Consider the following 1,847-nt stretch of genomic DNA (forward strand, 5'->3'; position numbering starts at 1 on the left):
CCTAACGGTTGTTGGGGTGGGTAGGGGAGCGTCGTGTGCCGGGTGAAGCAGCCGTGTAAGCGAGTTGTGGACGGTTCACGAGTGAGAATGCAGGCATGAGTAGCGATACAAGAGTGGGAAACTCTTGCGCCGATTGACTAAGGGTTCCTGGGTCAAGCTGATCTGCCCAGGGTAAGTCGGGACCTAAGGCGAGGCCGACAGGCGTAGTCGATGGATAACCGGTTGATATTCCGGTACCCGTGATACAGCGACCCACACTGAATCTTCTGATGCTAAGGCCGTGAAGCCGCCTTTGATCCCTTCGGGGTGATGAGGAGTGGTGGAGCCGCTGAACCAAGGTGGTAGTAGGTGAGTGATGGGGTGACGCAGGAAGGTAGTCCATCCCGGGCGGTGGTTGTCCCGGGGTAAGGGTGTAGGACGTCGTGTAGGCAAATCCGCATGACATATAAGTCTGAGACCTGATGCCGAGCCGTTTGTGGTGAAGTGGATGATCCTATGCTGTCGAGAAAAGCCTCTAGCGATGTTGTGTTGCGGCCCGTACCCTAAACCGACTCAGGTGGTCAGGTAGAGAATACCGAGGCGTTCGGGTGAACTATGGTTAAGGAACTCGGCAAAATGCCCCCGTAACTTCGGGAGAAGGGGGGCCACACCTGGTGAACACTCTTGCAGTGGGAGCTGGGGGTGGCCGCAGAGACCAGCGAGAAGCGACTGTTTACTAAAAACACAGGTCCGTGCGAAGCCGTAAGGCGATGTATACGGACTGACGCCTGCCCGGTGCTGGAACGTTAAGGGGACCGGTTAGCTGCATTTCGGTGTGGCGAAGCTGAGAACTTAAGCGCCAGTAAACGGCGGTGGTAACTATAACCATCCTAAGGTAGCGAAATTCCTTGTCGGGTAAGTTCCGACCTGCACGAATGGCGTAACGACTTCTTGACTGTCTCAACCATAGGCCCGGTGAAATTGCAGTACGAGTAAAGATGCTCGTTTCGCGCAGCAGGACGGAAAGACCCCGGGACCTTTACTATAGCTTGATATTGGTGTTCGGTTCGGCTTGTGTAGGATAGGTGGGAGACTGTGAAGCATGCACGCCAGTGTGTGTGGAGTCGTTGTTGAAATACCACTCTGGTCGTGCTGGATGTCTAACCTGGGTCCGTGATCCGGATCAGGGACAGTGTCTGGTGGGTAGTTTAACTGGGGCGGTTGCCTCCTAAAGAGTAACGGAGGCGCCCAAAGGTTCCCTCAGCCTGGTTGGTAATCAGGTGTTGAGTGTAAGTGCACAAGGGAGCTTGACTGTGAGACTGACGGGTCGAGCAGGGACGAAAGTCGGGACTAGTGATCCGGCGGTGGCTTGTGGAAGCGCCGTCGCTCAACGGATAAAAGGTACCCCGGGGATAACAGGCTGATCTTCCCCAAGAGTCCATATCGACGGGATGGTTTGGCACCTCGATGTCGGCTCGTCGCATCCTGGGGCTGGAGTCGGTCCCAAGGGTTGGGCTGTTCGCCCATTAAAGCGGCACGCGAGCTGGGTTTAGAACGTCGTGAGACAGTTCGGTCCCTATCCGCTGCGCGCGTTGGAGTTTTGAGAAGGGCTGTCCCTAGTACGAGAGGACCGGGACGGACGGACCTCTGGTGTGCCAGTTGTTCTGCCAAGGGCATGGCTGGTTGGCTACGTTCGGGAGGGATAACCGCTGAAAGCATCTAAGCGGGAAGCCTGCTTCGAGATGAGGACTCCCACCCACTTTGTTGGGGTAAGGCTCCCAGTAGACGACTGGGTTGATAGGCCGGAGATGGAAGACCTGTGAGGGTTGGAGTTGACCGGTACTAATAGGCCGAGGGCTTGACCATAT

General features: G+C 56.2%; 1 rRNA gene. It reads left to right on the forward strand.

The window, feature by feature from the left end:
* A 23S ribosomal RNA gene (locus GL263_RS25925) occupies positions 1–1,845 on the forward strand; the annotation flags it as partial.
* Positions 1,846–1,847: the final 2 nt, after the last annotated feature.

It is taken from the genome of Streptomyces durbertensis (genome assembly GCF_014156695.1).
Lineage (GTDB): Bacteria > Actinomycetota > Actinomycetes > Streptomycetales > Streptomycetaceae > Streptomyces > Streptomyces durbertensis.